The 26,832-nt window shown below is 68.0% G+C and carries 29 protein-coding genes and 1 tRNA gene; 21 read left to right on the forward strand and 9 right to left on the reverse strand.

Going from position 1 to position 26,832, the window contains the following annotated elements; all coding sequences use genetic code 11:
• Positions 1 to 404: 404 nt before the first annotated feature.
• From ABLE92_RS09860 to ABLE92_RS09890, 7 genes are all read left to right on the forward strand, one after another.
• A complete protein-coding gene (locus tag ABLE92_RS09860; RefSeq protein ID WP_348804585.1) occupies positions 405 to 734 on the forward strand; it encodes a DUF2516 family protein in 330 nt (109 codons plus the stop codon).
• A 210-nt stretch (positions 735 to 944) separates the two neighbouring features.
• Positions 945 to 1,412, forward strand: a complete 468-nt coding sequence (locus ABLE92_RS09865) for an RrF2 family transcriptional regulator (RefSeq protein ID WP_348804586.1) — start codon at positions 945 to 947, stop codon at positions 1,410 to 1,412.
• 65 nt (positions 1,413 to 1,477) lie between these two features.
• Positions 1,478 to 2,665 carry an FAD-binding oxidoreductase gene (locus ABLE92_RS09870; protein ID WP_348804587.1) on the forward strand — a complete coding sequence of 396 codons (1,188 nt, stop codon included), beginning with the start codon at positions 1,478 to 1,480 and terminating at the stop codon, positions 2,663 to 2,665.
• Positions 2,662 to 3,099 (forward strand): hypothetical protein, encoded by a 438-nt coding sequence (locus ABLE92_RS09875; RefSeq protein ID WP_348804588.1) that lies wholly within the window; start codon positions 2,662 to 2,664, stop codon positions 3,097 to 3,099. The genes ABLE92_RS09870 and ABLE92_RS09875 overlap by 4 nt, the downstream gene beginning before the upstream one ends.
• Before the next feature lie 75 nt (positions 3,100 to 3,174).
• Positions 3,175 to 4,026: a MerR family transcriptional regulator gene (locus tag ABLE92_RS09880; protein WP_348804589.1), complete on the forward strand. Its 852-nt coding sequence runs from the start codon at positions 3,175 to 3,177 to the stop codon at positions 4,024 to 4,026.
• A gap of 59 nt (positions 4,027 to 4,085) precedes the next feature.
• Positions 4,086 to 5,153 carry an alpha/beta fold hydrolase gene (locus ABLE92_RS09885; protein WP_348804590.1) on the forward strand — a complete coding sequence of 356 codons (1,068 nt, stop codon included), beginning with the start codon at positions 4,086 to 4,088 and terminating at the stop codon, positions 5,151 to 5,153.
• 2 nt (positions 5,154 to 5,155) lie between these two features.
• Positions 5,156 to 5,806 (forward strand): GyrI-like domain-containing protein, encoded by a 651-nt coding sequence (locus tag ABLE92_RS09890; protein ID WP_348804591.1) that lies wholly within the window; start codon positions 5,156 to 5,158, stop codon positions 5,804 to 5,806.
• Here ABLE92_RS09890 and ABLE92_RS09895 read toward each other — a convergent pair.
• The gene (locus tag ABLE92_RS09895) at positions 5,790 to 6,869 is read right to left on the reverse strand and encodes a UDP-N-acetylmuramate dehydrogenase (protein ID WP_348804592.1); all 1,080 of its coding nucleotides are present in this window, start codon (positions 6,867 to 6,869) and stop codon (positions 5,790 to 5,792) included. The genes ABLE92_RS09890 and ABLE92_RS09895 overlap by 17 nt on opposite strands.
• Positions 6,870 to 6,961: 92 nt before the next feature.
• Here ABLE92_RS09895 and ABLE92_RS09900 point away from each other — a divergent pair, with 92 nt between their 5' ends.
• The 6 genes from ABLE92_RS09900 (at position 6,962) to ABLE92_RS09925 (ending at position 11,697) form a co-directional block, all read left to right on the forward strand.
• Positions 6,962 to 7,456, forward strand: a complete 495-nt coding sequence (locus ABLE92_RS09900) for a DUF2505 domain-containing protein (RefSeq protein ID WP_348804593.1) — start codon at positions 6,962 to 6,964, stop codon at positions 7,454 to 7,456.
• A 15-nt stretch (positions 7,457 to 7,471) separates the two neighbouring features.
• Positions 7,472 to 7,981: a DUF2505 domain-containing protein gene (locus tag ABLE92_RS09905; protein ID WP_348804594.1), complete on the forward strand. Its 510-nt coding sequence runs from the start codon at positions 7,472 to 7,474 to the stop codon at positions 7,979 to 7,981.
• Positions 7,982 to 8,015: 34 nt separating this feature from the next.
• Complete coding sequence (locus ABLE92_RS09910; protein ID WP_348804873.1) at positions 8,016 to 8,768, forward strand: class I SAM-dependent methyltransferase; 753 nt, start codon at positions 8,016 to 8,018, stop codon at positions 8,766 to 8,768.
• A gap of 9 nt (positions 8,769 to 8,777) precedes the next feature.
• A complete protein-coding gene (locus ABLE92_RS09915; protein ID WP_348804595.1) occupies positions 8,778 to 9,602 on the forward strand; it encodes a carbon-nitrogen hydrolase family protein in 825 nt (274 codons plus the stop codon).
• Positions 9,603 to 9,668: 66 nt separating this feature from the next.
• The gene (locus tag ABLE92_RS09920) at positions 9,669 to 10,799 is read left to right on the forward strand and encodes an LmeA family phospholipid-binding protein (protein ID WP_348804596.1); all 1,131 of its coding nucleotides are present in this window, start codon (positions 9,669 to 9,671) and stop codon (positions 10,797 to 10,799) included.
• A 73-nt stretch (positions 10,800 to 10,872) separates the two neighbouring features.
• A complete protein-coding gene (locus ABLE92_RS09925) occupies positions 10,873 to 11,697 on the forward strand; it encodes a DUF1542 domain-containing protein (protein WP_348804597.1) in 825 nt (274 codons plus the stop codon).
• A gap of 31 nt (positions 11,698 to 11,728) precedes the next feature.
• Here the strand turns inward: ABLE92_RS09925 and purU are convergent, their stop codons facing one another.
• Positions 11,729 to 12,649 carry a formyltetrahydrofolate deformylase gene (gene purU, locus ABLE92_RS09930; protein WP_348804598.1) on the reverse strand — a complete coding sequence of 307 codons (921 nt, stop codon included), beginning with the start codon at positions 12,647 to 12,649 and terminating at the stop codon, positions 11,729 to 11,731.
• Between the two features lie 28 nt (positions 12,650 to 12,677).
• Between purU and deoC the strand changes: the two genes are divergently transcribed.
• On the forward strand, positions 12,678 to 13,355 hold the full coding sequence (gene deoC / locus ABLE92_RS09935) for a deoxyribose-phosphate aldolase (RefSeq protein WP_348804599.1): 678 nt from the start codon (positions 12,678 to 12,680) through the stop codon (positions 13,353 to 13,355).
• Between the two features lie 34 nt (positions 13,356 to 13,389).
• Here deoC and ABLE92_RS09940 read toward each other — a convergent pair whose 3' ends face one another.
• Together ABLE92_RS09940 and ABLE92_RS09945 are read right to left on the reverse strand one after the other, a co-directional pair.
• Positions 13,390 to 14,358, reverse strand: coding sequence for an NAD(P)/FAD-dependent oxidoreductase (locus tag ABLE92_RS09940; protein WP_348804600.1), 969 nt, complete (start codon positions 14,356 to 14,358; stop codon positions 13,390 to 13,392).
• On the reverse strand, positions 14,355 to 15,161 hold the full coding sequence (locus tag ABLE92_RS09945) for a class I SAM-dependent methyltransferase (RefSeq protein WP_348804601.1): 807 nt from the start codon (positions 15,159 to 15,161) through the stop codon (positions 14,355 to 14,357). The genes ABLE92_RS09940 and ABLE92_RS09945 overlap by 4 nt, the downstream gene beginning before the upstream one ends.
• Before the next feature lie 144 nt (positions 15,162 to 15,305).
• On the opposite strand from ABLE92_RS09945, the gene ABLE92_RS09950 reads away from it, so the two are divergent.
• A complete protein-coding gene (locus ABLE92_RS09950; RefSeq protein ID WP_496560788.1) occupies positions 15,306 to 15,947 on the forward strand; it encodes a helix-turn-helix domain-containing protein in 642 nt (213 codons plus the stop codon).
• A 59-nt stretch (positions 15,948 to 16,006) separates the two neighbouring features.
• Positions 16,007 to 17,263, forward strand: coding sequence for a L,D-transpeptidase (locus ABLE92_RS09955; RefSeq protein WP_348804602.1), 1,257 nt, complete (start codon positions 16,007 to 16,009; stop codon positions 17,261 to 17,263).
• A gap of 18 nt (positions 17,264 to 17,281) precedes the next feature.
• Here the strand turns inward: ABLE92_RS09955 and ABLE92_RS09960 are convergent, their stop codons facing one another.
• On the reverse strand, positions 17,282 to 18,040 hold the full coding sequence (locus ABLE92_RS09960; protein ID WP_348804603.1) for an SDR family NAD(P)-dependent oxidoreductase: 759 nt from the start codon (positions 18,038 to 18,040) through the stop codon (positions 17,282 to 17,284).
• 69 nt (positions 18,041 to 18,109) lie between these two features.
• On the opposite strand from ABLE92_RS09960, the gene ABLE92_RS09965 reads away from it, so the two are divergent.
• The 3 genes from ABLE92_RS09965 to ABLE92_RS09975 are packed head-to-tail and all read left to right on the forward strand — an operon-like array spanning position 18,110 to position 21,215.
• Entirely contained in the window at positions 18,110 to 19,228 is a 1,119-nt protein-coding gene (locus tag ABLE92_RS09965) for an ROK family transcriptional regulator (RefSeq protein WP_348804604.1), read from the forward strand.
• A gap of 44 nt (positions 19,229 to 19,272) precedes the next feature.
• The gene (locus ABLE92_RS09970) at positions 19,273 to 20,085 is read left to right on the forward strand and encodes a transglutaminase-like domain-containing protein (RefSeq protein ID WP_348804605.1); all 813 of its coding nucleotides are present in this window, start codon (positions 19,273 to 19,275) and stop codon (positions 20,083 to 20,085) included.
• A gap of 5 nt (positions 20,086 to 20,090) precedes the next feature.
• The gene (locus tag ABLE92_RS09975) at positions 20,091 to 21,215 is read left to right on the forward strand and encodes a zinc-binding metallopeptidase family protein (RefSeq protein WP_348804606.1); all 1,125 of its coding nucleotides are present in this window, start codon (positions 20,091 to 20,093) and stop codon (positions 21,213 to 21,215) included.
• A gap of 37 nt (positions 21,216 to 21,252) precedes the next feature.
• Here ABLE92_RS09975 and otsB read toward each other — a convergent pair whose 3' ends face one another.
• From otsB to ABLE92_RS09995, 4 genes are all read right to left on the reverse strand, one after another.
• Positions 21,253 to 22,041, reverse strand: coding sequence for a trehalose-phosphatase (gene otsB, locus ABLE92_RS09980; protein ID WP_348804607.1), 789 nt, complete (start codon positions 22,039 to 22,041; stop codon positions 21,253 to 21,255).
• Positions 22,038 to 23,633, reverse strand: a complete 1,596-nt coding sequence (locus ABLE92_RS09985) for an alpha,alpha-trehalose-phosphate synthase (UDP-forming) (protein ID WP_496560789.1) — start codon at positions 23,631 to 23,633, stop codon at positions 22,038 to 22,040. Before ABLE92_RS09985 ends, otsB begins: the two co-directional genes overlap by 4 nt.
• Positions 23,634 to 23,636: 3 nt before the next feature.
• Entirely contained in the window at positions 23,637 to 23,804 is a 168-nt protein-coding gene (locus ABLE92_RS09990) for a hypothetical protein (RefSeq protein WP_014358961.1), read from the reverse strand.
• A 150-nt stretch (positions 23,805 to 23,954) separates the two neighbouring features.
• Positions 23,955 to 25,385: a threonine/serine exporter family protein gene (locus tag ABLE92_RS09995; protein ID WP_348804608.1), complete on the reverse strand. Its 1,431-nt coding sequence runs from the start codon at positions 25,383 to 25,385 to the stop codon at positions 23,955 to 23,957.
• Positions 25,386 to 25,390: 5 nt separating this feature from the next.
• Between ABLE92_RS09995 and ABLE92_RS10000 the strand changes: the two genes are divergently transcribed.
• A tRNA-Thr gene (locus tag ABLE92_RS10000) sits at positions 25,391 to 25,462 on the forward strand.
• A gap of 140 nt (positions 25,463 to 25,602) precedes the next feature.
• Positions 25,603 to 26,826 carry an arginine deiminase gene (locus tag ABLE92_RS10005; protein WP_348804609.1) on the forward strand — a complete coding sequence of 408 codons (1,224 nt, stop codon included), beginning with the start codon at positions 25,603 to 25,605 and terminating at the stop codon, positions 26,824 to 26,826.
• The last annotated feature ends 6 nt before the right edge of the window (positions 26,827 to 26,832 follow it).

The raw sequence follows: 26,832 nt of genomic DNA on the forward strand, positions 1-26,832 counted from the left end.
GCCGGCTGGTGCTGGTCGCTGGCGGTGCTCGACCAGTAGCACCCGATAGACTTGGTCACCCGTCGCGGCGCGGTGGTGAGCAGGGAACGAATCCACGAACTAGCTATGTGCGACAGCAACTTTCACCGCAAGGTCGCTGTGACCCACGTCCCTAGACCAGTCGGTAGCGTTCCCGTGCCGAACACCGTTCAGCGGTACCAACCCGCGCATATCAGTCCGACACGACCGTCGTGAGCAACGACCACCACAGTCGCAGCGGCGGGTGACCAACCCTCTCCCCGGCATCAACCAATGCCGGAAACCCGACACGCCCCTTGACAAGAGGTACCTACATATCAGCCTAGGAGCGCGCGGCGCGTCGCCTACCTCCGCGTTCGCGCGTCTGCCCCGTAGACTCGGACATCATGAACTTCTTCTCGGCGATGGCCACGGGACAAATGATCCTCATCCTGGTCATCAGCATTGCCGCCGCACTCGCTGCGGTGGTCGCCCTGATCCATGCGGCGGTCCAGCGTCCAGACGCCTTCACCGCGGTCGACCGGCAATCGAAGGTCATCTGGGTGTCGATCCTCGCCGCCTCGGCCATCGTGCTCGTGTTCTTCGGCTTCTTCGCCTCCGGGATCATGGGCATCCTGGCCATCGCCGCGATCGTCGCGACCCTGGTCTACCTCGTCGACGTGCGCAAACGAGTCGACGCCATCCAGAACAAGTCCTGGTTCCGCAAGCTGAACTGACGTTCCCCGACCCCGTCGCCGAACGCTTCGAACTCACCCGCACTGCCCGTGTCCGTCACCGCGACGACACGGGCAGTGTCATTTCCGGCCGTCATTTCCGGCGATGTCATTTCGGCCGCTGGTCGTGTCGGCGTGCCCATCTGCCGCTCGTGACAGGGGTCACTCAAAATAATATGCATCCCAGATGCAAATTATGGTTGTCTGGGTGTCATGCAGTTGACGCGGTTCACCGACATCGGCCTCCGCGTCGTCATGCGTCTGGCGGCCCGTCCTGACGAGTCGGTCACCTCGAAGGAGTTGGCGACGTCGCTCGCGGTGCCGTACACGCACGTCGCCAAGGTCGTCGTGCGACTGTCGGAACTCGGCGTGGTGCATGCGCGCCGCGGCCGCACTGGGGGTCTGGTGATCACCGACCTTGGGCGAACCGCCCGCGTCGGATGGCTGGCGTCGCGACTCGAGGGCGACGGCGAGGTGATCGACTGCGAGGGTCCCACCCCGTGTCCACTCCGGCACGGGTGTGCCCTCCGTGGTGCGCTCGCCCACGCCCGTCGGGCCTTCTTCGAATCCCTGGATGCGCACACGATCGGTGATCTCGTCGCCGATCCCGCCGGTGCCGTCCTTCTGCGTCTCACCATCGGTGACCGGTCCGAGGCCGGCGGTGACCGCACCGCGCAGTGACGCCATATCCGCATATCGATCGGCGGCCCATGGGGGTGCCCGCCGCAACAGAAGGAGAGTTCACCATGCTCAGTCGGACATCACGAGAGGTCATTGCCGCGACGCTGCCCGCGGTGTCGGGGGCCCTCGGCGAGATCACCCCGAACTTCTACCGGCGGCTGTTCGCCGCGCATCCGAACCTGCTCGACGATCTGTTCAACCGAACCCATCAGGCGACGGGGGAGCAGCCGATGGCGCTGGCCGGATCGATCGCCGCGTTCGCGCAACTACAACTCGACGAGGATCTGCCGCGGCAGCGGTTCATCCTCGACCGGATCGCCCACAAGCATGCCTCGCTCGGGGTCACCCGGGACCAGTACGCGGTTGTCCACGAACATCTCTTCGCGGCGATCGTCGACGTCCTGGGCTCGGCGGTGACCACGGAGGTCGCGGCTGCCTGGGATGAATTGTATTGGGAGATGGCCGATCTCCTGATCGGTCAGGAAGCGGAACTCTACGCTGCCGCCGGTGTCGTCGATGGGCAGGTCTGGCATGACCTCGCCGTCACCCGCCGGACCCAGACCGCTCCCGATGTGGTGTCCTTCACCGTCGCCGACCCGGCCGGTGCTCGACTTCCCGGTTTTGTTCCAGGGCAATATGTTTCGATCCAGGTGCCGCTGGCCGACGGTGCCCACCAGATCCGTCAGTACAGCCTGATCGGACCCGCCGACGAGCGGTGCGAGTGGCAGTTCAGTGTGAAGCTCGCCGGCGAGGTGTCGGGATACCTGCACGAGAACGTCTTCGAGGGTGACTCGCTGCGGATGTCGACACCCTTCGGTGATCTCGTTCTGCCCGAAGGGGATTCGCCACTGATCCTGGCATCGTCGGGTATCGGGTGTACGCCGGTGATTGGACTGCTGTCCGCGCTGGCCGGAACCGGTTCGACCCGGCCGGTGACGGTCATGCACGCCGATCGATCGCGGTCGGCGCAACCCCATCGGGGTCGATTGGCCGACCTCGTCGATTCCCTGGAGTCCGCGCGCCTGATCCAGTGGTACCGGGAGGGTGTCGATCATCTGATCTCCGACAGCGTGCGATCGGGTCCGATGTCGCTGGAGGACATCGACGTACCTGCCGGTGTCGAGGCGATGCTGTGCGGATCGGCCGGATTCCTCTCCTCGATGCGCGACGAACTCCTGGCCCGCGGGGTCACCGAGGACCACATTCATTACGAGACCTTCGGTCCCGAACTGGTCCGCGGTGGTTCGCGGTGAGTTCCGCGCAGGCGGTGGCCGTCGCCGTCACCTTCGTGTGGCTCGGCATGGTCGTGGCCATCTCCTTCGTCGAGGCCCCGTTGAAGTTCCGGGCTCCCGGCATCACCATTCCCCTCGGCCTGGGCATCGGGCGGCTGGTGTTCCGCGCGCTCAACGCATTCGAGATGGTGTGGGCCGTCGTGCTCGTCGTCGCGGTGGTGTCCGCCGGGTTGGTGGCCGACGCGGCGGGCATTCTCGCGGTGGCGGCGGTGGTTCTCCTCGGCGTGCAGGTCCTCGCGATCCGGCCCGCCCTCAATCGCCGGTCGGATGCGGTGCTGGCGGGCGAGGTCGTCGTCGACGGGCCTCGCAGTCATGCGCACCTGGTGTATGTCGCCGCCGAGGTCGTCAAGGTCGGCCTGTTGATCGCGACCGGGGTGACGCTCCTGTCCGCGTGATGATCGGGCATCGCGGGATGTGCGGCGTGGTGTGGCTCGTCGGTTCGCGGTCGGGCGCGGAATACACTGGCCACCGTGGCTGAGTATCGGATCAATGACCTGGCGGAGGCATCGGGGGTCAGCGTCCGCAACATCCGGGTGTATCAGGACCGTGGTCTGTTGCCGCCGCCGGTGATCCGCGGTCGCACCGGCTGGTACTCCGAGGACCATCTGGTCCGGCTGAACCTGATCTCGCGCATGCTCGAACGCGGTTACACCTTCGCCACCATCAGCGAACTGCTGCACGCCGCGCATTACGGGATGAAGGTCGAACACGTGCTGCGCGGCGCACCCACCAAGGGTGGGCGCTTTCGCACCTTCAAGCGGGCCGCCACCATCACCTTCACCGAACTGCGCAAGTCGCTCAACGCCAGCGAGAAGTCGATCGCACTGAGCCAGAAACTCGGACTGCTGGTGAAGGACGGTGCGCACTACGCCATCAAGAACCCCGAGGTCCTCGAGGGGGCCGAGGTGCTGGTGAAGAGCGGTATCGACATCGACGTGCTGCTCGACCGGTTCGTCCGGGTGCAGAACGACCTCGAGGACGCGGCGAAGAGTTTCGTCTCGATCATCACCGACAAGTACCTCAACGAGAACCTGCCGGACCTCGACGAGTCGAAGATCAGCGGTGTCGCCGACCTGATCCAGACCGTGCGGCCGATGGCGCACGAGATCGTCGAGACCACCTTCCGCAAGGCCCTCGACGAGGAGATCACCCGTGCACTCGGTGAGGCCTCGACCTACTTCGACGTTGCCGACGCCGCCGTCACCGGTGACGATGGCGAAATCGATGTGACAACAAGTAGTGTTACATCGAATGATGCTGTGGTGGAGCGGTCGGATCGCCCCACATCGGAGTCCGGGACCATCCCCGAGACGGGGGCGTAACCGTACCCACCACCACACCGGACGACGCCGCGATCACGCGGCGAAGGAGTGGAGCGGACATGAGTCGACGTCAATGGTTGGCCGGAACCGGAGCAGCCGTGGCGGCCGGGGCCGCCGTCGGCGTGGGGACCATCGTGGGCGCCCTGGCCCGCGACGTGCTGCGTGCCGAGTTGGCCGTCGACGACGGGCCGGACGACCTGCTGGTGGCGCCCTCGACCGAACCGGAACGCCGGATGGTCACCACCGTCGACGGCACCCGACTGCATGTGGAGATCCACGGTCCCCGCGGCGAGGACACCGGCGACGTCGTCGTCGCCGTCCACGGATGGACGTGCAACACCGCCTTCTGGAACGCCCAGATCAATCACCTCGCCGGCACCCACACGGTGGTCGTCTACGACCAGCGTGGACACGGTCGCAGTGAACTGGGGCGGGCCCGCCCGACCATCGACATGCTCGGCCGCGACCTCGACGCCGTGCTGGCCGCGGTCGTCCCGCCGGGCCGTCGCGCCATGCTCGTCGGGCACAGCATGGGTGGGATGACCATCATGTCGTGGGCCGCGCAGTTCCCGGAGAAGGTTCCCACCATCGCGACGTCGGCGGTCCTGGCCTCCACCGCCGCCCACAACGTCGTCAACTCGACGTTGCTCCTGCCGACCGGCCTGCCCCGGTACACCCGCCCCTTCGTTCCGGCCATCAACCGCGCCTTCACCTCGGCACCGGTGCCGCTGCCGCACACGGCGTACTCGGGCCGATTCGCGCATTACGTCGCCCTCGGGTCGGCGGCTCGCGCCTCCCACGTCGAATTCGTCGACACGATGATCGCCGCCTGCCCGCCGCGTGCACGGGCCGGCTGGGGATCGGCGATGGGACGACTCGACGTGCGCGCCGGACTGGCGGCGCTGACGGTGCCGACCACCGTCATCGTCGGCGACGAGGACCGACTCACCCCGCCGGCGCATGCCGAGCAGATCGCGGAGATCCTGCGTGGGCACGGTCATCTGCGCGAGCATGTGGTGCTGCCCGGTGTCGGGCACATGTCGCCGATCGAGGCGGCGGGCCGCGTCGACGAGATCCTGGAACGGCAAGCGGCACAGACGTTGTCGGTGCCCGTCGGGCAGCGCTGACGATGACCGGCCCGGCCGCCGCGTCGTCACCGCGCGGCACGGCCGACCCGAAGAAGGATCTGGACTGCTACCGGGCGCGACGCGGGCGGTTCCGGATCGTCGACATTCCCGACATGGCCTATCTGATGGTCGACGGTCACGGCGATCCCAACACGACGCCGGCGTTCGCGGAGGCCATCGAGACGCTGTACCCGGTGGCCTATGCCTGCAAGTTCGCGAGCAAACGCAGTCTCGGCCGCGACTACGTCGTGCCACCACTCGAGGGGTTGTGGTGGGCCGACGACATGGCGTCGTTCACCCGGGCCTGGGACAAATCGCGGTGGTCCTGGACGTTGATGATCATGGTGCCCGACTGGGTCACCGCCGATCTGATCGACGACGCCATCGCGGCGGTACGTGCCAAAGGTACGGCTCCCCGGATCGCTGACCTGCGTGTCGAGTCCCTGTCGGAGGGACGCTGCGTCCAGACACTGCACGTCGGATCCTTCGACGACGAGGGGCCCGTCCTCGCCGAGATGCACGACCGCTTCATCGGCGACAACGGGTTGACCATGACCGGCCGCCACCACGAGATCTATCTGAGCGACTTCCGTAAGACGCCGGAGGATCGTCGGAAAACGATTCTGCGGCAACCGGTTACAGCACGCAGTTGACCAACACCGGTTCCGGTGCGAGGGTGACGCCGAAGGCCCCGGCGACGCCGTCGCGGACGTCGCGGGCCAGATCGAGGATCTGTTCGGCGGTCGCGTCACCCCGATTGGTCAGTGCCAGAGTGTGTTTGGTGCTCAACCGGACCGGAGATCCCGGGCCCGGATATCCCTTGGCGTAGCCGGCGCGTTCGATCAGCCACCCGGCGGACAGTTTCACGCCGTCCTCGGCCGGATACGACGGCACCGAGATGTCGCGGCCCACGCGCGCGTGGATGCGCTCGAGTACCGCGGCGGCGGCGTCGGCCGAGATGATCGGGTTGGTGAAAAATGAACCGGCACTCCAGGTGTCGTGATCGTCGGGGTCTGCCACCATGCCCTTGCCCCGGCGCAGCGACAGCACGGCGTCGCGGACCGCGGCGGCGTCGGCGGTCGAATCGCGCTCCACGCCCATGGTCTCGGCGAGTTCCCGGTACCGCAGCGGCCGGCTCTGCCCGGCGTCGTCGAGCCAGAACGACACCGCGACGACGATCATGTCGTCGCGGTGCTTGAGCCGCGACGTGCGGTAGGCGAGACCGAGTTCGTTGGGCGAGACCCAGCGCAGGGTGCCCGAGCGACGATCGAGGACGTGGACGCTGCGCAGGATGTCGGCGACCTCCACCCCGTAGGCGCCGACGTTCTGGACCGGTGTCGCGCCGGTGGATCCGGGGATACCCGACAGGCATTCGAGCCCGCCGAAGCCCTCGTCGACGGTGGCCGCCACCAGATCGTCCCAGACGACCCCGGCGTCGGCGGTCACGTGCGCGCGGCCCGATTCGCGGCCGGTGCCGAAGTCGATGCCGGAACTCTCGATGCGGATCGCGGTGCCGTCGAAGCCGTCGTCGCCGATCACCAGATTCGAACCGCCGCCGATCACCAGGGCGGGCTCGGACTCGGCGTCGACACCCAGGATCTCCTCGACGACCGAACGGGTATCGGTGCAGCGGATCAGTGCTCGCGCCGGACCGCCGACCCGCAACGTGGTCAACTGGGCCAGCGGGACGCTGCGCTGCAGCGGTGTCTCGGTCACGGCCTTACCGTAACCCGCGGCCCAGTCAAGCAGTCTGCCCGTCAGTGATCTGCCCCGTCGAGTGATCTGCCCCGTCGAGTAATCTCTCTGCCATGGCGAGCTCGCTCAAGCACTCGGTGTCCTTTCCCTTCTCCACCGCCCGGTACTGGGAACTCGTCTCCGACGAGCAGTACTGGCACGGCCTGCTCGAGGCCACCAACTCCAGCCACGGCAAGCTGATCTCGTTCCGGATCGACGGCACCGACGTCCACGTCGAACTGCAGCAGGGTGTGCCCGAGGACCGGTTGCCGTCGGTGGTCACCAAGGTCCGTCCCGGTGATCTGGAGATCCCGCGCACCATGACCTTCGGCTACGACGGAAACGTCCTCACCGGCACCATGAGCGCGTCGGTGACCGGCGCCCCGGCCCACGTCGAGGGTGCTTTCACCACCACCGGTGATCCGGCGAACGTCGACTACACCGGCAGTGCCAAGGTGGGCATCCCGTTCGTCGGCGGCAAGATCGAAACCGCCATCATCGAGCAGTTGGTGGAACTCCTCGACAACGAGCGGGAGAAGACGGTGACTTGGGAGGCCGCTCACCGCTGACGTAACCTGACCGTTATGGCACGACGTCTCAGCTACTCCGCTCGCTACACCCATCCCGCGGAGAAGCTCTACGAAGCGCAGATGACCCGCAGGTACTGGGATGACATGATGGCGGGTTTCCAGATGATCTCCCCGCACTGCGAGGTGGAGGATTTCCGCGCTGATGAAACCGGCATGAAGGTGGTGCTCAAGCAGCACATCGGCCGCGACCAGCTCCCCGCGATCGCCCAGACCGTCCTGATGAAGGACATGGTGATCACCCGCGAGGAGACCTTCGGTCCGTTCGACCCGGACAACACCAAGGGCGACTACACCGCCTCCATCCCGGCCGGCCCGGGCAGCCTGACCGGATGGCAGGAACTGTTCCCCACCGACACCGGCTGCACGATCCGCAAGACCTCCGAGGTGAAGGTCTTCATCCCGTTCATCAACGGCAAACTCGAGCAGCTGATGTTGGTCAACCTGGTCGACCTGTTCCGCGCCGAGGCGGAATACGCCAAGGACTGGATCGACAAGAATCTCTGACCGAGACCCCGCGTCGGGAAAGCCCGCCGGCCGCATCACCCGCGGCACCACCAACATCAACCGGCTGCGCCGGGTGGATCGGTGGATGGCGCACGACCCGGCGGTCATCGGCGCGCTGACCGCGGCGCCGCGGCCCCTGGTGATCGACCTGGGCTACGGTGCCCGTCCCGACACCTGCGTGGAGATGGCTCACCGTTTGCGGCCCGTCGCACCCGACCTGGAGATGGTCGGACTGGAAATCGATCCGGACCGCGTCGTCGCCCCGCGTGACGGCGTGCGGTTTGCCGTCGGTGGCTTCGAACTCGCGGGCCTGCGACCACGTCTGGTGCGTGCCTTCAACGTGCTGCGGCAATACGACGAGGCCGAGGTCGCCCCGGCCTGGGCGCGGATGCAGGCCCGGCTCGCACCGGGCGGGCTCATCGTGGAGGGTACCTGCGACGAGATCGGCCGTCGCTGTACCTGGGTGTTGCTGGACGCCGACGGTCCGCGCAGCCTGACCCTGTGCTGGTCGCCGCGGCACTCCGAACGGCCCTCCGATCTCGCCGAACGGCTCCCGAAGGCGCTCATCCACCGCAACGTGCCCGGTGAACGCATCCACGATCTGCTCACCCTGGCCGACCGCTGCTGGGACAACGCCGCCGGGCAGACGGTGTTCGGGCCGCGGGCCCGATGGGCGCAGACGTTGCGGTCGATGCGGGCGGCCGGTGTCGACGTCGCGATCAGCAGGCGCCGCGTCGTCGACAATCGGTTGACGGTGCCCTGGGAGTGTGTCGCACCACACGGGTAGGTTGGCCGCATGCGCATCGCGATGGCCCAGATCAACTCCGGAACCGACCCGGCCGACAATCTCCGCGCTGTCGCCGACGCGACCCGGGAGGCCGCCGCCGACGGCGCAAGACTCGTGGTGTTCCCCGAGGCGATGATGTGCCGATTCGGTGTCCCGCTCGGACCGGTGGCGCAGCCACTGGACGGGCCGTGGGCCACCGGCATCGCCGACCTCGCCCGTGAACACGGCCTCACCATCGTGGCCGGCATGTTCACCCCCGCCGACGACGGCCGGGTGGCCAACACACTCATCGCCGCAGGCCCGGACGGCACCCGCACCGGCTACGACAAGATCCACCTCTACGACGCGTTCGGATTCACCGAATCCGACACCGTCGCTCCCGGCGACACCGCCGTGAGCATCGACGTCGACGGGGTCACCGTCGGCCTGGCGACCTGCTACGACATCCGGTTCCCCGAGCTGTTCACCACGCTGGCCGCCGCGGGTGCGCAGGTCATCGTGGTGCCGGCGTCCTGGGGCGCCGGGCCGGGGAAGATCGATCAGTGGCGCACGCTGGCGACCGCGCGGGCACTGGATTCGACGTCATACGTGGTCGCCGTCGGGCAGGCGGAACCGGTGGACGAGGCGGCCCGGAAGGCCAAGGCGCCGACCGGGACCGGACATAGCCAAATCTCAGATCCCTTCGGTAGCGTGGTCGCGTCATATCGGGGGGAGCGTCACATCGGGGTACACGACATCGATCTGGATGTCGTCACCACAGCCCGCGAACAGCTCGCGGTGCTCGCGAATCGGCGGACTTTTCACACCACTGCATCGCCGGCATCGAGCATCTGAGCGACACGGATCGAACGAGAACCGACTGGGGACCACCCGCAGCCGAGAAACGCTAGGACGGAATGCATGGCCGACGAGACCGAGGGTCCGGGCACCGAACGGACCCCGCAGGACCCGGATTCGACGAAGAAGGTCGATCGCCCCACCGGTGACGCCGCGTCACCGGCCACCGAACAATGGGAACCGGCGTCGACGTCGCAGCACGCCCGGGCCTACTCCGACGTCTCGGCGGCCACGACCTCACCGGTGACACCGCCGCCGGCGGCCGGATGGCAGGCGCCGACGGGGACCTCACGGTTCCCGACCGGTGAGAACCCGGTCGGACCGGAGACCGGTGCCGGGCCGCAGTCCACCGGTGTGGTGACGACATCCCCGCGCCGCGGTGGGAAGGGCAAGTTCATCGCCCTCGGCGCGGTCGGGGTGATCCTCGTCGTCGTGATCGCGTTGGTCGGCACCGAACTGTTCCTGCGCAGCCGCGTGACCGACTGCCTCCAGAGCCAGTTCGGTTCGCTGACCGGCCAGCCGACCAGTGTGTCGTTGAGCAAGAAACCCATTCTGCTGCAGAAGTTCTCGAACGACTTCCCGTACGTGCAGGTCGACACCGCCGACGACGGCTCCACCGGAATCCGGTTGCATGCGCGCGCCGACGGCCTCAGCCAGGACGGCGACGCCCTGAAGATCTCGTCGCTGTCGGGCACCGGATATGTGCCGTTCCAGCGGGTCATCGATCTGAGCGCCCAGCAGTCACCGAGCAGTGGCGGCATGGGCGGTGGTGGCATGGGTGGTGGCGGTAACGGCACCGGTGATCAGAATGCGCTCCTGCCCAGCGGCGCCGAGGTCACCTCGGTGGTCGGCAACTCCGCCGACGGGACCGTCAAGGTCGATGCGACCGTGCAGGTCGCCATCTTCCCGGTGCCGGTCAGCCTGACCATCAAACCCGTCGTCGACCAGGGACAGGTGCGCTTCCAGGTCGAGCAGGCCAACGCCTTCGTCTTCGGCATCCCCGCCGACTTCGCGCAACAGTTCGTCGACGGCTTCGGCGACAGCCTGTTCGGTGACTTCACCAAGGAGATCCAGGTGCAGTCGCTGAAGGTAACCGACCAGGGCGTCGACTTCGCCGTCTCCGGGACCGACGTCGACCTCACCGGCGCCACCACCAGCTCGGGTGACCAGCCGGAGGGCTGCTCGCTGACCTGACGCCGCAAGTTGTGTCCGACCGCGTCGGTACGCTGGGAGATGTCCGATTCTCGAACCCCTCCCGGAGGCTCCCGTGGGACAGCTACTGCTCATCGCCATCGTCATCCTGCTCGTGGTGGGGGTGGTGGTGCTGTTCCAACAGCGGTCCGGTGCCAACACCGCCCGCACCCTCGACGACGCCAAGGCCGACGCCCGGCAGGCCATCGAACGTCTCGGTGGTCAGGTGTACATGCTCGTCGGTGATTCGCCCGCGTCCAAGCAGGCCCTCGCCGACGCCTCCGAGCGGCTCACCGCGGCCGGCTCTCAGATCGATCAGGCGGCCAGTCCCGCGCAGGCCCGGCTGGCCAAACAGACCGCGATCGAGGGCCTGTACTACATCCGTGCCGCGCGCACCTCGATGGGGATGGATCCCGGTCCGGCGATCCCCGAACTCGACGGCCAGCGCAGCGCCGGCGCGGTCACCGAGGACCGCGCCATCGAATTCGAGGGCCGCACCGTGGAGGCCTCGCCGAAGCCGTCGTCGGCGACCCCCAACTACTACCCGGGCGGCCGGGTCGCGGGCCGTCCGGTGCCGGCCGGGTGGTATTCGGAACCGTGGTGGAAACCCGCACTCGTCGCCGGTGCGTGGGGTGTCGGATCGATGTTGCTGTTCTCGTCGTTGTTCTCCGGCATGGCCGGCGTCGGCTACAACGCCGCGGCCTTCGAAAGCGGTGCCGGTGACGGCAGTGACCCCGGTACCGACGGTGGCGGTGATTACGGCGACGGTGGCGGCGACTACGGCGACGGTGGCGGGGACGCCGGGGGAGGAGACTTCGGCGGTGGTGATTTCGGTGGGGGCGATTTCGGTGGCGGTGGCTTCGGCGACTTCGGTGGCGGTGGCGACTTCGGCGGCTTCTGACGGCGCCGCGATCGGCTGCCCGACGCCGAGATCAGTTGAACACCACGGTCTTTCGGCCGTGCACCAGAACCCGATCCTCCAGATGCCAGCGCAATCCCCGTGCGAGAACCAGGGTTTCGATATCACGGCCTTGCCGCACCATGTCGATGACCGCGTCGGAATGGTCGATGCGGGTGACGTCCTGTTCGATGATCGGCCCGGCGTCGAGGTCGGCGGTCACGTAATGGCAGGTGGCGCCGATCAGTTTGACGCCACGGGCGAACGCCTGATGGTAGGGGCGGGCGCCGATGAAGCTCGGTAGGAAGCTGTGGTGGATGTTGATCGCGCGTCCGGCCCACGCCTCGCACAGTTCCGGCGGCAGGATCTGCATGAACCGGGCCAGCACGACGGCGTCGGGGGCGTAGCCGTCGACGATCGCCTCCACCTGATCGAACGCCGCGCGCTTGGAGCGGGCGCTGGAGCGGCCGTCGGGACCGGCGAACGGCACATGGTGGAACTTCACCCCGAAACGTTCGGTGAGCTCCTGCAGGTCCGGATGATTACCCACGACCGCCGACACCGTCGCCGGCAGCTCACCGCGGTCGGCGCGACCGAGCAGATCGGTCAGGCAGTGGCTCTCCTTGCTGACCAACAGGACCACCGACTTGCGTTCGCCGGTGTCGGTGAGCTTCCACTCGGTCTGCGGGCCCCACTCGGCGGCCACCTCGGCGAACCGGGAGCGGACCTCGTCGAGTGGCAGCGACACCGAGTCGGCCCGCACCGCCTGCCGGGTGAAGAACCAGCCGGAGTCCTCGTCGGAGTGATAGGCCGCCTCGGTGATCCAGCCGCCGATCTCGGCGAGGAATGTCGAGATCCGCGCGACGATCCCGGTCTGATCCTGGCATCCCAGGGTCAGGACGTAGCGGCGGTCGGTGGTGGCGGACACGGTCGGGGCGGGCACAGCGGTGGTCACGATCCTCAAGTGTGCCAAGCTCGACATCGTGACCATCACCGACCTCCGCCGTGCCGACGTCGCCGCCCTCGTCGATCACACCCTGCTCAAGCCCGAGGCCACCCGGGCCGACGCGCGGGCGACCGTCGCCGAGGCCGCCGACCTCGGCGTCTACGCGGTCTGCCTGTCGCCGTCGATGCTGCCCATCGACACCGGTGCGCAGCGTAGCTGCGTCGTCGCCGGCTTCCCGTCCGGCAAACACCATTCGCTGGTCAAGGCGGCCGAGGCCCGGCTGGCCGTCGATTCCGGTGCCGACGAGGTGGACATGGTCATCGACGTGGGGTCCGCGCTGGCCGGTGAGTTCGACGAGGTGTTCGCCGATGTGCTCACCGTGCGTGAGGCGGTCGGCGCCGACACCGTCCTCAAGGTGATCGTGGAATCGGCGGCCCTGCTCGAACTCGCCGGGGAGGACACCCTCATCGAGGTGTGCCGACGGTCCGTGGCGGCCGGGGCCAGTTTCGTGAAGACCTCCACCGGCTTCCATCCCGCCGGCGGCGCGAGCGTGCGGGCCGTGGAGATCATGCGTGCCGCGGTCCCGGGCAGTGTCGGGGTCAAGGCCTCCGGTGGTATCCGGGACGCACGCTTCGCCGCCGAGCTGATCGCCGCCGGGGCGACCCGTCTGGGCCTGTCGGGGAGTCGTGCGGTGCTCGAGGGATTCCCCGAGTAGGTCACCGGCGGGGTCACTCACCCCGCCGAGTACCTCACCCGGCCGTCGCGAGCACGCGTCGTCGGACATCGGCCTGGATGAGGTCGGCGTTGATCAACGCTCCGGCCTGCACCCCGGCCGCGGCCGACGCGCCGACCTGCGCGACCAGGTCGGCGGCATTGCCCGCCGCGAACACGCCGTCGACGGGGGTGCGGCCACCGAACTCCGTCGGGATGACCGTGCCCATCGGGTTCTCCTGCAACGTCCCGCCGAGCGATTCGTAGAGGCCGTCGCGCGCGACCATCCGGGGACCGACGACGAGCGCGTCGAGGCCGATCTCGCGGCCGTCGCCGAGGACGGCGCCCCGCAGCCTGCCGTCGGTCGAGTCCAGCCGGACGACGGGACCGGCGACGACCTCGATGCCGAGTGCCGCCAGTTGTGCGCGTTCGTCGGCACTCGGCGTCGGCATACCCTGATCGATCACCGTGATGTGGTCGCTGAGCTGTGAGAACAGCAGCGTCTGATGCATCGCCATGGGACCTGTGCCGAGAATGCCGATGCGTGCCCCGCGCACCTCGTAGCCGTGGCAGTACGGGCAGTGCAGCACGTCGCGTCCCCACCGTTCGGCCATGCCGGGGATGTCGGGGAGTTCGTCGACGAGGCCGCCGGCCAGCAGCAGCCGTCGTGCGGTGATCTCGTCGCCGGCCGCGGTCCGGGCGACGAAGCCCACGTCGCCGTCGACCGACGATCGGGTCACCGAGGTGACGGTGCCCTCGACGATGTGGGCGCCGTACCCGCGGGCCTCGTCCCGGCCGAGCCGAAGGAGGTCGAGCGGCGAGATACCCTCGCGTCCCAGGAGGTTGTGCGCGCCGTCGGCCGGTGCGTTGCGGGGATGGCCGGCGTCGACGACGAGCACCGAGCGCAGCGATCGGGCCAGGGCGACGGCTGCGGCCAGCCCGGCCGCACCACCGCCGACGATGAGGGCGTCGACGTGGGTGGGGATGGTGGTGTCGGGTGTGGTCATGAGGGCTCCTCGTTCTGGGGGGTGTGGTCGTGGGGTGTGTCGTGAGATGTGCGGGCGATCCAGACGAGTCGCCCGGTGCGGATGTGCAGATCGGAGCGGGTCGCGAGCGAGGTCGGGCCCTCGCCGAGCAGATCGTCGACGGTGGCGAGATCCTCGGCGGCGAGGTCGTCGGCGAGTCCCGAACGCACCCGGGTGAACCAGGCGCGGGCGTAGGCCCGGGTCCGGTCGGTGGTCTCGGGGATGTCGATGGTGATCGTGTGGGTGCCGGCCATCGCGAATCCGGCGTCGACGATGGTGTCGGTCCAGTCGGGGAACGAGTTGTAGCCGCGTCCGGCCATGATCGCCTCCATCCGGGTCTCGACGCCGGCACCGTCGGGTGGCTCGGGCAGGAACCGCGGCTGATGCGGCATCTCGATCACCGCGAGGACGCCACCCGGACGCAGGCGGTCGCGGGCCGCGCGCAGCAGTGCGGCGGGATCGGCGACGTGGTGCAGCGACGCCGACGCCCAGAGGACGTCGGCATCACCGATGTCGGCGGGCCAGCCGTCGTCGAGGTCGGCGATCACGACCCGCGCGTCGGGTGAGTTGGCGCCGAGGCGGGCGGCCATCTCGGGCGAGGCGTCGACGGCGACGATCTCGGCGCCGGGGAACGCGGCGGCCAGTGCGCGGGTACCGACGCCCGTGCCCGCGCCCAGGTCGACGATGACCTCGGGAGTGCGCCGCAGGGCCGTGCTGATCAGAGCGGTCGCATCGGCGAGATAGGACCCGACGACGGCCGCGTCGAGTTCCAGGAGCTCGCCCATGTCGTGGTCGGTGTGATCGTGCTGCCCGTGCCCGTGCCCGTGCCCGTGCCCGTGCCCGTGACTCTGTGCATGGTGTCCGTGGTGATGTGTCCCCATGGCTGCCACGCTAGCGGCGACTTGTCGATCCGGCATACACTCTTGCCCATGACGCAAGAACTGGGTGAGGCCGAGTTCGACGGGGCCGAGCTCGACGACATCGACCCCGACATCGACACCGTCGTGCGGCAACGCATCCGCGCGATGCGCGTCGCCAAGGGCTGGACCCTCGACTCGCTGGCGCACCGATGCCACCTGAGCCCGTCCACGCTCAGCCGCATCGAGACCGGACATCGTCGTGTCGCGCTGGATCAGCTGGTGCCGATCGCCCGCGCGTTGGGCACCTCACTGGACGTACTGGTCGAGCCGGTCGACGACACCGACGTCGTCATCCGCCCCGAACCCCACACCACCGACGGGATCACCGTGTGGCCTCTGTCACGGGATGCGACGCCGGCCGGGGTCGTGGTGGCCAAGATGCGGATGGATCCGGCGGTGGAAAAGCATGCCCGGCAGTTGCGGGTGCACCCCGGCCACGAGTGGTTCACCGTCCTCTCGGGAACGGTCCGGCTGCGCCTGGCCGAACGGACGATCATCATTCCCGCAGGTCACGCCGCCGAGTTCGCGTGCACCGTGCCGCATTCCTTCGCGCCGCAGGACGGTCCGGCCGAGATCCTGTCGATCTTCGACCACGACGGAGAACGCGCGCACCTGCGGGGGTCGCCGGCGTCCGCGGCGTCGCTCACCTGACTGCGATCACAGCTGGCAGGGAGCGTTTCCTCAGGTCGGCTCGGTACGCTGGTTCGGTCATGACTACGTACCCGATTCCCAACCGCCGCACCGTTCTCGCCGCGGCCGGTCTGGCCACCGCCGGACTCGTCGCCGCCGCGTGTGGGCGATCCACCGACACCCCGGCCGCGCAGGAATCGCGGGAGCCGACGGTCAAGGTCACCTACACGCCCGCCCTCGACGATCCGGATGCCCCCAACCCCACGGCGACGTTCGAGGTGAAGGCGTCCGGCGGGACGCTCAATCCGGACGTGAAACTGCTCAATCCGCGGGGCAAGTCGGTGGCGGGAACGTTGTCGGAGGACCGCACCACCTTCACCGTCAACGAACCACTCGGTTACGACACCACCTACACGTGGGAGGGCAGCGCCGTCGGCCAGGATCGCCTGTCGGTGCCGGTCGAGGGATCGTTCACCACCCTCGCCCCGCAGACCCAGCTGAACCTGGTGGTCAACATCGCCGACGGCCAGGAGGTCGGGATCGCCGCGCCGCTGATCCTGAAGTTCGACGGCACCGTCACCGACAAGGAGGCCGTCGAGCGGGCGCTGACGGTGACCACCACCCCGGAGACCGAGGGTTCCTGGGCGTGGCTCGGCGAGGACAACGGGTCTCGCGTGCACTGGCGGTCGAAGGAGTACTTCGCACCCGGCACCAAGGTGCACATGACGGCCAAGCTCTACGGCCTCGATCACGGCGACGGTTCCTACGGTGCCGCCGACGTCACCAGCGACTACGTCATCGGGCGGTCGCAGATCGTCAAGGCCGAGGCGTCGTCGCATCAGATCGTGGTGGTTCGCGACGGGTCCACCCTGATGACGCTGCCGTGCAGTTACGGCGAGGGCGATCTCGACCGCAACGTCACCCGCTCGGGCATCCACGTGGTCAGCGAGAAGCACGAGGACTTCTACATGTCCAACCCGGCCGCGGGGTACTTCAACGTCCGTGAACGGTATGCGGTCCGGATCTCGAACAACGGCGAGTTCATCCACGCGAACCCGGAAACCGTTGGCGTGCAAGGCTCGTCGAACGTCACCAATGGCTGCATCAACCTGTCGCTGGAGAACGCGCAGCAGTACTTCAACACCGCGATCTACGGTGATCCGGTCGAGGTGACCGGCACCCGCATCGACCTCTCGGAGGCCGACGGCGACATCTTCGACTGGATCTTCGACTGGCCGACCTGGAAGTCGATGTCGGCGATCAAGGGCACCCCGCGGTCCTCGTCGGTGCCGGCCACCCCGGAGGGGGCGCCGTCGTCGGTGAGCGCACCCAACTGACGCACCACCCTGAACGCGCTATCCGGTCTTGACGTTGCGGCGCGCGGAGGCCTGATCGCGGGGCTTGAGCACGATCTGGTCGAGGTTCACATGCGGCGGACGTGACGCGACGAAGCCGATCACCTCGGCGACGTCGTCGGCGACCAGCGGGGTCAGCCCCTGATAGACGGCGTCGGCGCGTTCCTGATCACCGTCGAAACGCACCAGCGAGAAATCGGTCTCGACCATGCCGGGCAGGATCTCGGTGAGCCGGATCGGCTTGCCGAGCAACTCGAACCGCAGGGTCCGGTGCAGGACACCCTGCGCATGCTTGGCCGAGGTGTAGCCCGCCCCGTTGTCGTAGGCCTCGATCGCGGCGATGGAGGTGATGGTGACGATCAGTCCGTCACCGGACGCCTCCAGGGCCGGCAGCAGCGCCTTGGTGACGCGCAGGGTTCCCAGGACGTTCGTCTCCCACATCCAGCGCCAGTCGTCGAGGTCGGCGGAGGCCACCGGGTCGAGTCCCTTGGCGCCGCCGGCATTGTTGACCAGGACGTGCACGGCATCCAACCCGTCGACGAACCGTGCCACCGACTCCTCGTCGGTGACGTCGAGTTGCCTTCCGGTTCCCCCGATCTCGGCCGCGAGGGCCTGCACGCGGTCGACGCGGCGGGCACCGAGGACGACGTGGTAGCCCTGTGCGGCCAGGGCGCGGGCGGTGGCCGCACCGATACCGGAGCTGGCTCCGGTGACCACGGCGACGCGGCTGTCGGAGGTGGGATGTGTGGACTCGCTCATGGTCGCCAGCTTACGACTCGGCGCCGATGGCACCCCTTTCGGTTCGGGCATGCCCTAGATTGATCTGTCATGCAGACGGTGATCCCGGCGACCCTGGCGGTCGGGACCTCGCCCGCGGCAACGGTTTTGCAGGCCGTCCGGGTGGGTGCGCCGATCATGCGCGACGCCCTGGCGCAGGTGAGCGGACTGTCACCGGCGACCATCAACCGGCAGGTGAGTGCCCTGACCGACCTCGGCTTCGTCGTCGAACGCCGTGATCTCGTGCACCACGGCGGGATCGGCCGGCCCAAGTATCCGCTGACGCTCGATCGCGACCGCCTCTGCGTGGCCGGGATGCACATCGGTGCGCGACGAACCCTGCTGGCGATCGCCGACCTCGGTGGACGCACCCTCTACAGTCACGCGGTCCGCACCCCGCACGACGATCCGGACGCCGCCGCGAGTGTGTTGTGCGCACAGGTGGCCGAACTCGCCGAACGGTTTTCGGGTCGTCGCCTGCTGTGGGGTGGGGTGGCGATCGGCGGTCACGTCGACACCGCGACCGGCGTCGTCGATCATCCGTTGCTCGGCTGGCGCCGGGTCGGCATCGGTGCGCGCCTCGCCGACGCCCTCGGCGTCCCGGTGTCGGTGTGCGAGCACGTCCAGGCGATGGCGGCGGCCGAACTACTGCTGAGTTCGCCGCACAGCGGTGGGGATCTGGGACTGTTCTTCTACGCGCGGGAAACCACCGGCATGGCGGTGACCGTCGACGGCCGGGTGGTGGTACCGAGCCGCGGCGCCGGATCGGTCGCCGGTGTGCCGGTGTCGGCCCCGGTCCTGTGCGGTGGACCCGCGCGATTCCAGGACGTCGTCGGCGTCGAGGTCGGCCGACGAGCCGCGGTACGGCTCGGGCTCCGCGAGGATTCCTCGCGCATCGTCGACGAGCGGGCCCGCATCCTCGGCGAGGTGGTGGCGCAGTTCCGCGACGCCGTCAACCCCGACTCGGTGGTCGTCGCCGGCGCGGCATTCGGCGCGCACCCGCAGGGGCTCGCGCCGGTGCAGGCGGCCTTCGACGCGGCGTCGGCCATCGGCTGGCCGCTGGAGCTCACCCCGTCCCGGTTCGGGTTGTCGGTGCAGGAGAGTGCGGCAATCGTGGTGGCACTCAGCGTCATCTACGCCGATCCGGTCGCCGCGATGTCGGTGCACTGACGGCCGCCCGCGCAGCCGGACACGTTCTGCCTTACCGTGTGGTCATGACAATCCCGCCACGCGACGTGGCCGCCTCGATGTCCATTTCCGTCACCGCCCCCACCGAACTCGAGATGCAGATCGCCGTCGCCCACATGCCGGGACTGAGCGTCGACGAGTCACTGGAGGTGACCGTCGACGGCGCGCCGGTCGACGTCGAGGAACTACTCGACACCTACGGTGGCCGCATCCACCGTCTCTCGGTGGAGTCCGGTCTGGTGCAGGTCGACTACCGGGCCTCGGTGCTGACCCCGGCCGACCCGGTGGCCGTGCAGATCACCGACCGGTCGATCTACCTGCGCCCCAGCCGATATGCCGAGGCCGACAAGTTCTTCGGCTTCGCCGCCGGACAGTTCGACGCCTCGCTGCCCGACGGTGAACTCCTCAACCAGGTGACCGCCTACGTGGAGGATCGTCTCGACTACATCCCCGGTGCCAGCGATCCGATCGACGGTGCCGTCGACACCCTGCTCGCGGGTGCCGGCGTCTGCCGCGACTACGCACATCTGGTGGTGGCGTTGCTGCGGGCGCTGAACATCCCGGCACGCTTGGTGGCGGTGTATGCACCGGGCTGCGATCCGATGGACTTCCACGCGGTCGCCGAGGCGTTGATCGACGGCGAATGGGTCGTCGTCGACGCCACCCGCCTCGCACCCCGCCAGGGTCTGGTGCGCATCTCGACCGGACGCGACGCCGCCGACACCGCCTTCCTCGACAATCACAGTGGCTCGATCAACCTCGACTCCTATCAGGTGACCGCCGTGGTCCGCGGAGATCTACCCATCGACGATGGATCGGAACGTATCCGCATAGGCTGATCGTCGTGCATGCGCTGACGTGTCCGATCTGCAACGCCCTGTCGGGATTCGCCAATCAGTACTGCCCGCAATGCGGCACCAACGTCGGTGTGCATCTGCCCAGCCGGACCCTGGTCGTGGCCTCCGAGGAGGGCGTCGACATCGACGGTCAACGCTGGGAGCGATGCTCGAACTGGGAACGCAACGGCTGCAACTGGATGACGTTGTCGGAGGTGTCGGAGGAGAACGCCGGCCTGCGCGGTCTGTGCTTCCCGGATTCGTTGGTGCGCCGTCGCCCCGACCCCAGTGACACCATCGCCTGCGAGAAACTCGCATCCACCACCTTCGACCTGCGGATGCTCGTCTTCCAGCTCGTCGATCTGGGGTTGCCGGTCGAACCGTACTGGCGGAGCAAGGGCGGCTTGGCCTTTGACCTGCTGTCCAGCCTGTCGGAGGGACACCAGGTGCTCATCGGCCACGCCAACGGGGTCATCACCATCGATCTCGCCGAAACCCTCGATGCCTACCGGGAACGGCTGCGCGTGCAACTCGGTGAGCAGTACCGCACGATGCTGGGGCACTTCCGTCACGAGTCCGGCCACTACTACGAGAACGTTCTCGTCGAGACCGGGGACGGCGCCGACCTGTACCTCGACAAGTGCCGCGAGATCTTCGGTGACGAACGGCAGAGTTACGCCGATGCGCTGGAACGGCACTACCGAGAAGGCCCGCCCGACAATTGGCGGGACTCCTACATCTCCGAATACGCCACCATGCATCCGTGGGAGGACTTCGCCGAGTGCTTCGCGCACTACCTGCACATCACCGGCACCATCCACACCGCCCGTGAATCGGGGCTGATGCTCGAGAGCGATCAGGTGCGGTTCTCGATGGACCGCGACATCGTGCCACTCGAGTCCTACGCTGATCAGCCCATCGAGAAACTGCTCTACGACTGGAAGTGGTTGTCCACCATGTTCAATCGGGTGAATCAGGCGATGGGGCGGCGGCCGCTGTATCCGTTCGACATCCCGCGGCCGGTGGTGCGCAAACTCGGGTTCGTGCACCGGGTGATCCGCGAGACGGCCAAACGCCATCCCGTCACAGATCCGTTGGTGACCACCGCGACGGTGACCGCGTCGGAGTCCTGAGCCCGGGCGCCGGGTCTGGGCCGCCGGTCTCCCGAACTCAGCCGGCGACGGCTGTGCGGCGACGTTCCGCGACGAGGGCGAGTACCGCGGCGACGTCGTGTGGGTCGCCGATGCGGTATTCGGCGGCGGTGTCGCCTCCGCCGACCTTGATGCTCACATCCTGTCCGTGCCGAAGATGTGCGAAGGCCTTCTCGTCGGTCACGTCGTCGCCGAGATAGATCACCACGTCGGCTCCGGTGCGTTCGCGCAGGAAGTCCAGCGCCAGGCCCTTGCTCGTCTTGATGACGGCCAGTTCGATCACGGCCTTGCCCTCGGTGGCCTCGACGCCGGGCCATGACGCGGGTCCGCGGCGCGCGGCGTCCAGGGCGGCCGCCGCATCATCGGGGGCGGCGTTGCGCACGTGCAGCGCCGTGCTGATCGGCTTGGTCTCCACCGTCACACCGTCGAATTGCGCTGCAATGGAAGTGAATTCGTCGACGATCCGGTCGAGCAGGGCGTGTTGTCCGGCGGTGACGGGCTGCTCGAACCCGGTGTCGAACTCGCTGCCGTGACTGCCGATCAGGGTGATGTCGGCGTCGACGCCGAGGCCCGAGCGTGCCGCGAGGTCCGAGAGTGCGCGTCCGGAGATGACGGCCACCCAGGTCCGCTCGAGCACACTCGCGGCACGCAGTGCGTCGATGGATTCGGGCAGCGGAACGGCGTCCTGCGGGCGTGACACGATCGGCGCGATGCACCCGTCGTAGTCGGATGCCAGGAGCAGTCGCTCAGCAGTGGCCGCATTTTCCAGGGCTCGGTGGACCTCGGCGGGGAGGTCGGTGGCGCTCACCGTTCGGACTCGGACTGGTCGGACCCGGTGTGCTCGGACGCGGAATGTTCGGACGCGAAGGACTCCGAGTCGTCCGGATTCACCAGTTGCACACCACGATTGGCCGACGACGTGGTCTCCGCGGTGGCTGCCAGAGTGCCGAGGAAACTCTCCGCCCACTTGGCCACGTCATGGGTGAGGACCTGCCGACGCAGGGCCCGCATCCGCCGTCGACCCTCCTGCGGGGTCTGGACGACGGCGGCTTCGATGGCGTCCTTGACGCCGTCCAGGTCATACGGGTTGGCCTGATACGCCGACCGCAATTCGGCTGCGGCACCGGTGAATTCACTCAGCACCAGCGCACCGCCCAGATCGCTGCGGCAGGCCACGTACTCCTTGGCCACCAGGTTCATCCCGTCGCGCAGCGGCGTCACCAACATCACGTCGGCGGCGACGAAGAACGCGATCAGATCCTCGCGTGGCACCGGCCGATGCAGATACTCGACGACCGGATGGCCGACGCTGCCGTAGGTCCCGTTGATGTTGCCGACGAGTTGTTCGATGCCGGCCCGCATCTGGATGTAACTCTCGACCCGTTCCCGGCTCGGCGTGGCCAGCTGCACCATGACGGTGTCGGCCGCGTCGATGCGCTTCTCCGCCAACAACTCCGACAACGCCCGCAACCGGACGTCGATGCCCTTGGTGTAGTCGAGGCGGTCGACGCCGAGCAGGATGGTCTTGGGATTGCCGAGTTCCTTGCGGATCTCGGCGGCCCGTTTGCGGATCTCCCGGGAGCGGGCCATCGTGTCGAGTTCGCTGGAATCGATGGAGATCGGGAAGGCACCGACCCGCACCGTGCGGAATCCCACCTGCACGACCCCGAACCGGGACCGGACACCCACGGTGCCCTTGCTGGTGGCCTGCCCGGCCAGTCGACGCGCCAGATAGAGGAAGTTCTGCGCCCCGCCGGGCAGATGGAAACCGATGAGGTCGGCACCGAGGAGGCCTTCGACGATCTCGGTGCGCCACGGCATCTGCATGAACAACTCGACCGGCGGGAACGGGATGTGCAGGAAGAAACCGATGCGCAGATCGGGACGCAGCATCCGCAGCATCTTCGGCACCAGTTGCAGCTGATAGTCCTGCACCCAGACGATCGCCCCATGCGCGGCGGCCCGGGACGCGGCCTCGGCGAAACGCCGGTTCACCTCGACGTAGGTGTTCCACCATTCGCGGTGATACTCCGGCTTGACGATCACATCGTGATACAGCGGCCACAGAGTGGCGTTGGAGAATCCCTCGTAGTATTCGGCGATCTCCTGTGTGGACAGGGGCACCGCCTGGATGCCGATGCCCTCGACCTCCGGATTGTTGTCGGAGTCGGCGATCCCGGACCAACCGACCCAGGCGCCGGTGTGTGAGCGCAGGATCGGCTCGAGCGCGGTGACCAGACCGCCGGGGCTGCGCTTCCAGCGCACCTCACCGTCCGGGCCGACCTCCTTGTCGACGGGCAGCCGATTGGCCACCACCACGAACTCCGCCCCGTCCGCGGGAGAGTCCGGGTGACCGGTGTTCGACGATGTGCTGTTCGGCCCCGCGTCGGTGGAGGTCACGACTCAGGCGTTCTCGCCCGGTGCGATTCCCAGCATCGACAGCAGCATCCGGCACTCGTCGGCGTCGGTCGCGTAGGCGGCGACGACGCGGCGGGCGGAACTGGCTGTCTCGTCGGCCACCGGCTCCAGCTCTTCGTCGGCGATGTCGGTGGTCTTGGCTGCAGCCATCATGTCCCTTTGGTCGGGCCCCGGTTCGCGGGGCGGACGCGGTCTCGTACTCGTTCGTCTGTGGGCGTCACGCCGTGTTCTTCCTCATGGCCGTGTGGCGTACGCGACAACCTTGCCCATATTACCCGTTTGGCGAAGCGCGACGACGGGGCGTCACCACACGTTGCGGTTGCCGCCGCGTCGCCACCGCGCCGGACGCGCCCAGGCGGGGGCGGCGATCCGTGGGCGGCGCAGGGTGCGGGCGATGAACTCGCCGAGGGTGACCCCCGCGGCGAGGGCGCATCCGACGCCCAACGCGCTCGTCGCCCAGGTCAGACCTTCCAGGGTCTGATCGTTGAGAATGCCGTACAGACCCCGGTAGACGGCCAGGCCGGGCAACAGTGGCGTGATACCGGCGACGGCCACCACCAGGGGCGGGGTGACGGCACGCCGCGCGAGCAGACCGCCGAGCATGCCGACGCAGACCGCGGCCATCCCGGACCCGATGACGTCACCGACCGGGATGAAGGAGGAGCCCGCCACCACGCCGACGCCGATCATCCCGGCGACGAACGCGACGGGCAGGGCGCGGCGCTCGGCATAGCTGGCCCAGGCGAAGGCGAGGGCGGCCACCGCGCCGGCCGCGACCCGCACCGGGACGTCGACGGCGGCGAACTGGGTGGATGTGGTGATCGTCGGCAGGTAGAGACCGGTGGTCTCCAGCATCCGCAGGGCCATGCCGACCCCGGCGATGATGCCGCCGGTCATCAGCAGCAGTTCGAAAAAGCGCGCGACCCCGGTGATCGGCGCACCGGTGATGGCGTCCTGCACCGACCCCACCAACGACAACCCCGACAGCAGCACCACGATGCCCGCGGCGATCACCTGCGAGGGCAGGATCTCGATCCCGATGCGTTCCCCGCCCTCGAAGACGAGGGCGGCCGGCACCACGGCGATGAACCCGCCCGCGACCTGCTGGAAGAACACCGGTGTCCCGATGCGGTTCAGCAGCCGATTGATGGTGACGGTGACACCGGTGGTCACGAACGCCAGCAGCGCCACCAGGGGCCCACCACCGAGCAGGACCGAGATCCCGGCCGCCATCAGTCCCCACGCGAAGGTCGCCACCTTGTACGGGTACGGGTGGGGTGCGGCGATGATGGCGTCGACCATCCGGTGCGCCGTCGACGGGGCGATCGCCGAATCCCGGATGCGTCGGATCAGCCGGTCGACCTGGGCGAGCCGGGTGAAGTCCAGCGAGCGGTACTGCACCGTCTGCATGGTGGTGATCGGTGGCAACGTCGCGCCGCGCCGGGCACTGACCACGATGGTGTTGTAGGTGACGTCGACGTCGACGTCGTCGAGCCCGTAGACGCCGGCGACGAAGCGGATCTGGGTGGCGGTGTCGATCGCGCCGGTGCCCGAATCGAGCAGCACCGCACCGATCTTGGTGGCCAGATCGAGCACCTCGGTGATGGCCGCGACATCGAACCGGTCGATCGGCCGACGCGGCGCGACCATGATGCTGCCGGGCTCGATCGTGTCGATCGTGGCCTGGCTGGTGCCGATGAGGCGTCGGGCGGCGCGGCGGATATACTCGCGCAAGCAATGCCTCCTTAGCTCAGTGGTAGAGCACTCGCCTTGTAAGCGAGCGGTCGTCGGTTCAATCCCGACAGGGGGCTCGGATTCGGCCCGTTCGGTGATCATGCCGGACGGGCCGATCATGTTGTGCGACGTTGTCGTCGCACCGCTGTGCGGCCTGCCCGGCGGCGATGTTTCACATCGTCCCGCGTGCAGCTGTGCGCGCGATTAGAGTTCTCTCATGGCTTTCCATGTCGACTCCGAGGTCGGTCAGCTCAAGCAGGTCATCTTGCACAAGCCCGGGATCGAACTGCTCCGATTGACCCCGGCCAACGTCAAGAGTCTGCTCTTCGACGATGTGATGTGGGCGGAGAAAGCGCAAGAGGAACACGAACAGTTCCAGCAGATCCTGCGTGATCTGGGCGTCACCGTGTACCTGTACCAGGATCTGCTCGCCACCGCGCTGGCCCAGGACGGCGCCCGGGACGAACTCAAGGCGGAGTTGGTCACCGAGACCCAGTTCGGTACCGAACTCGACGGCCCCCTGCAACGCCTGCTCGACGAGCGGGAGCCGGCGCAACTCGCCGAACTGCTCATCGGTGGAATCCTCAAGCGTGAGGCCGCGCCCTACCTGAAGGGTGTGTCCAGTCTGCTGCTCGACAGCCTGCACGACGACGACTTCCTGCTCGCCCCGTTGCCCAATCATCTGTTCCAGCGCGACAATTCGGCGTGGATCTATGAGGGTGTCAATCTCAATCCGATGGCCAAGCCGGCGCGGCAGCGCGAGACGATCAACTCGCGGCTGATCTACAACTTCCATCCGATGTTCACCGCGGAGGAGTTCGCGTTCTACAACGGCAACGACCCGATGCGCTACACGCCGGCGACGATCGAGGGTGGTGACATCCTGGTGATCGGCAACCGCACGGTGATGATCGGGATGAGCGAACGCACCGCGCCGCAGGGCATCGAGGTGCTCGCCGAGAGCCTGTTCAAGGCGGGCACGGTCGATCGGGTGCTCGTCGTCGAACTGCCGATGGAGCGGGCGTTCATGCATCTGGACACCGCGATGACGCAGATCGATCGGGACGCGTTCAGCGTCTACCCGTATCTGCCCGAGACGCTGCGGTCCTACACGCTCACCCCGCATGGTGACCAGGGACACTTCACCGTGACGGAGAACACCGAGTTGTTCGCCGCCGTCGCCGAGGCCCTCGGGGTGGACCGTCTGCGCGTCCTCAAGGCGCCGATCGACCGGCTCGAGGCGGCGCGCGCCCAGTGGGACGACGGCAACAACTTCGTCGCCGTCAGTCCGGGCGTGGTGATCGGGTACGAACGCAACGTCACCACCAACAAGTTCCTCGGCGACAACGGGATTCAGGTGATCGGACTGTCGAGTTCCGAGCTCGGCCGGGGTCGCGGTGGCCCGCGGTGCATGTCGTGTCCGATCGAACGCGACGCGTGATCGGGC

This window comes from Gordonia oleivorans, from assembly GCF_040044975.1.
In the GTDB taxonomy this organism is placed as follows: domain Bacteria; phylum Actinomycetota; class Actinomycetes; order Mycobacteriales; family Mycobacteriaceae; genus Gordonia; species Gordonia oleivorans.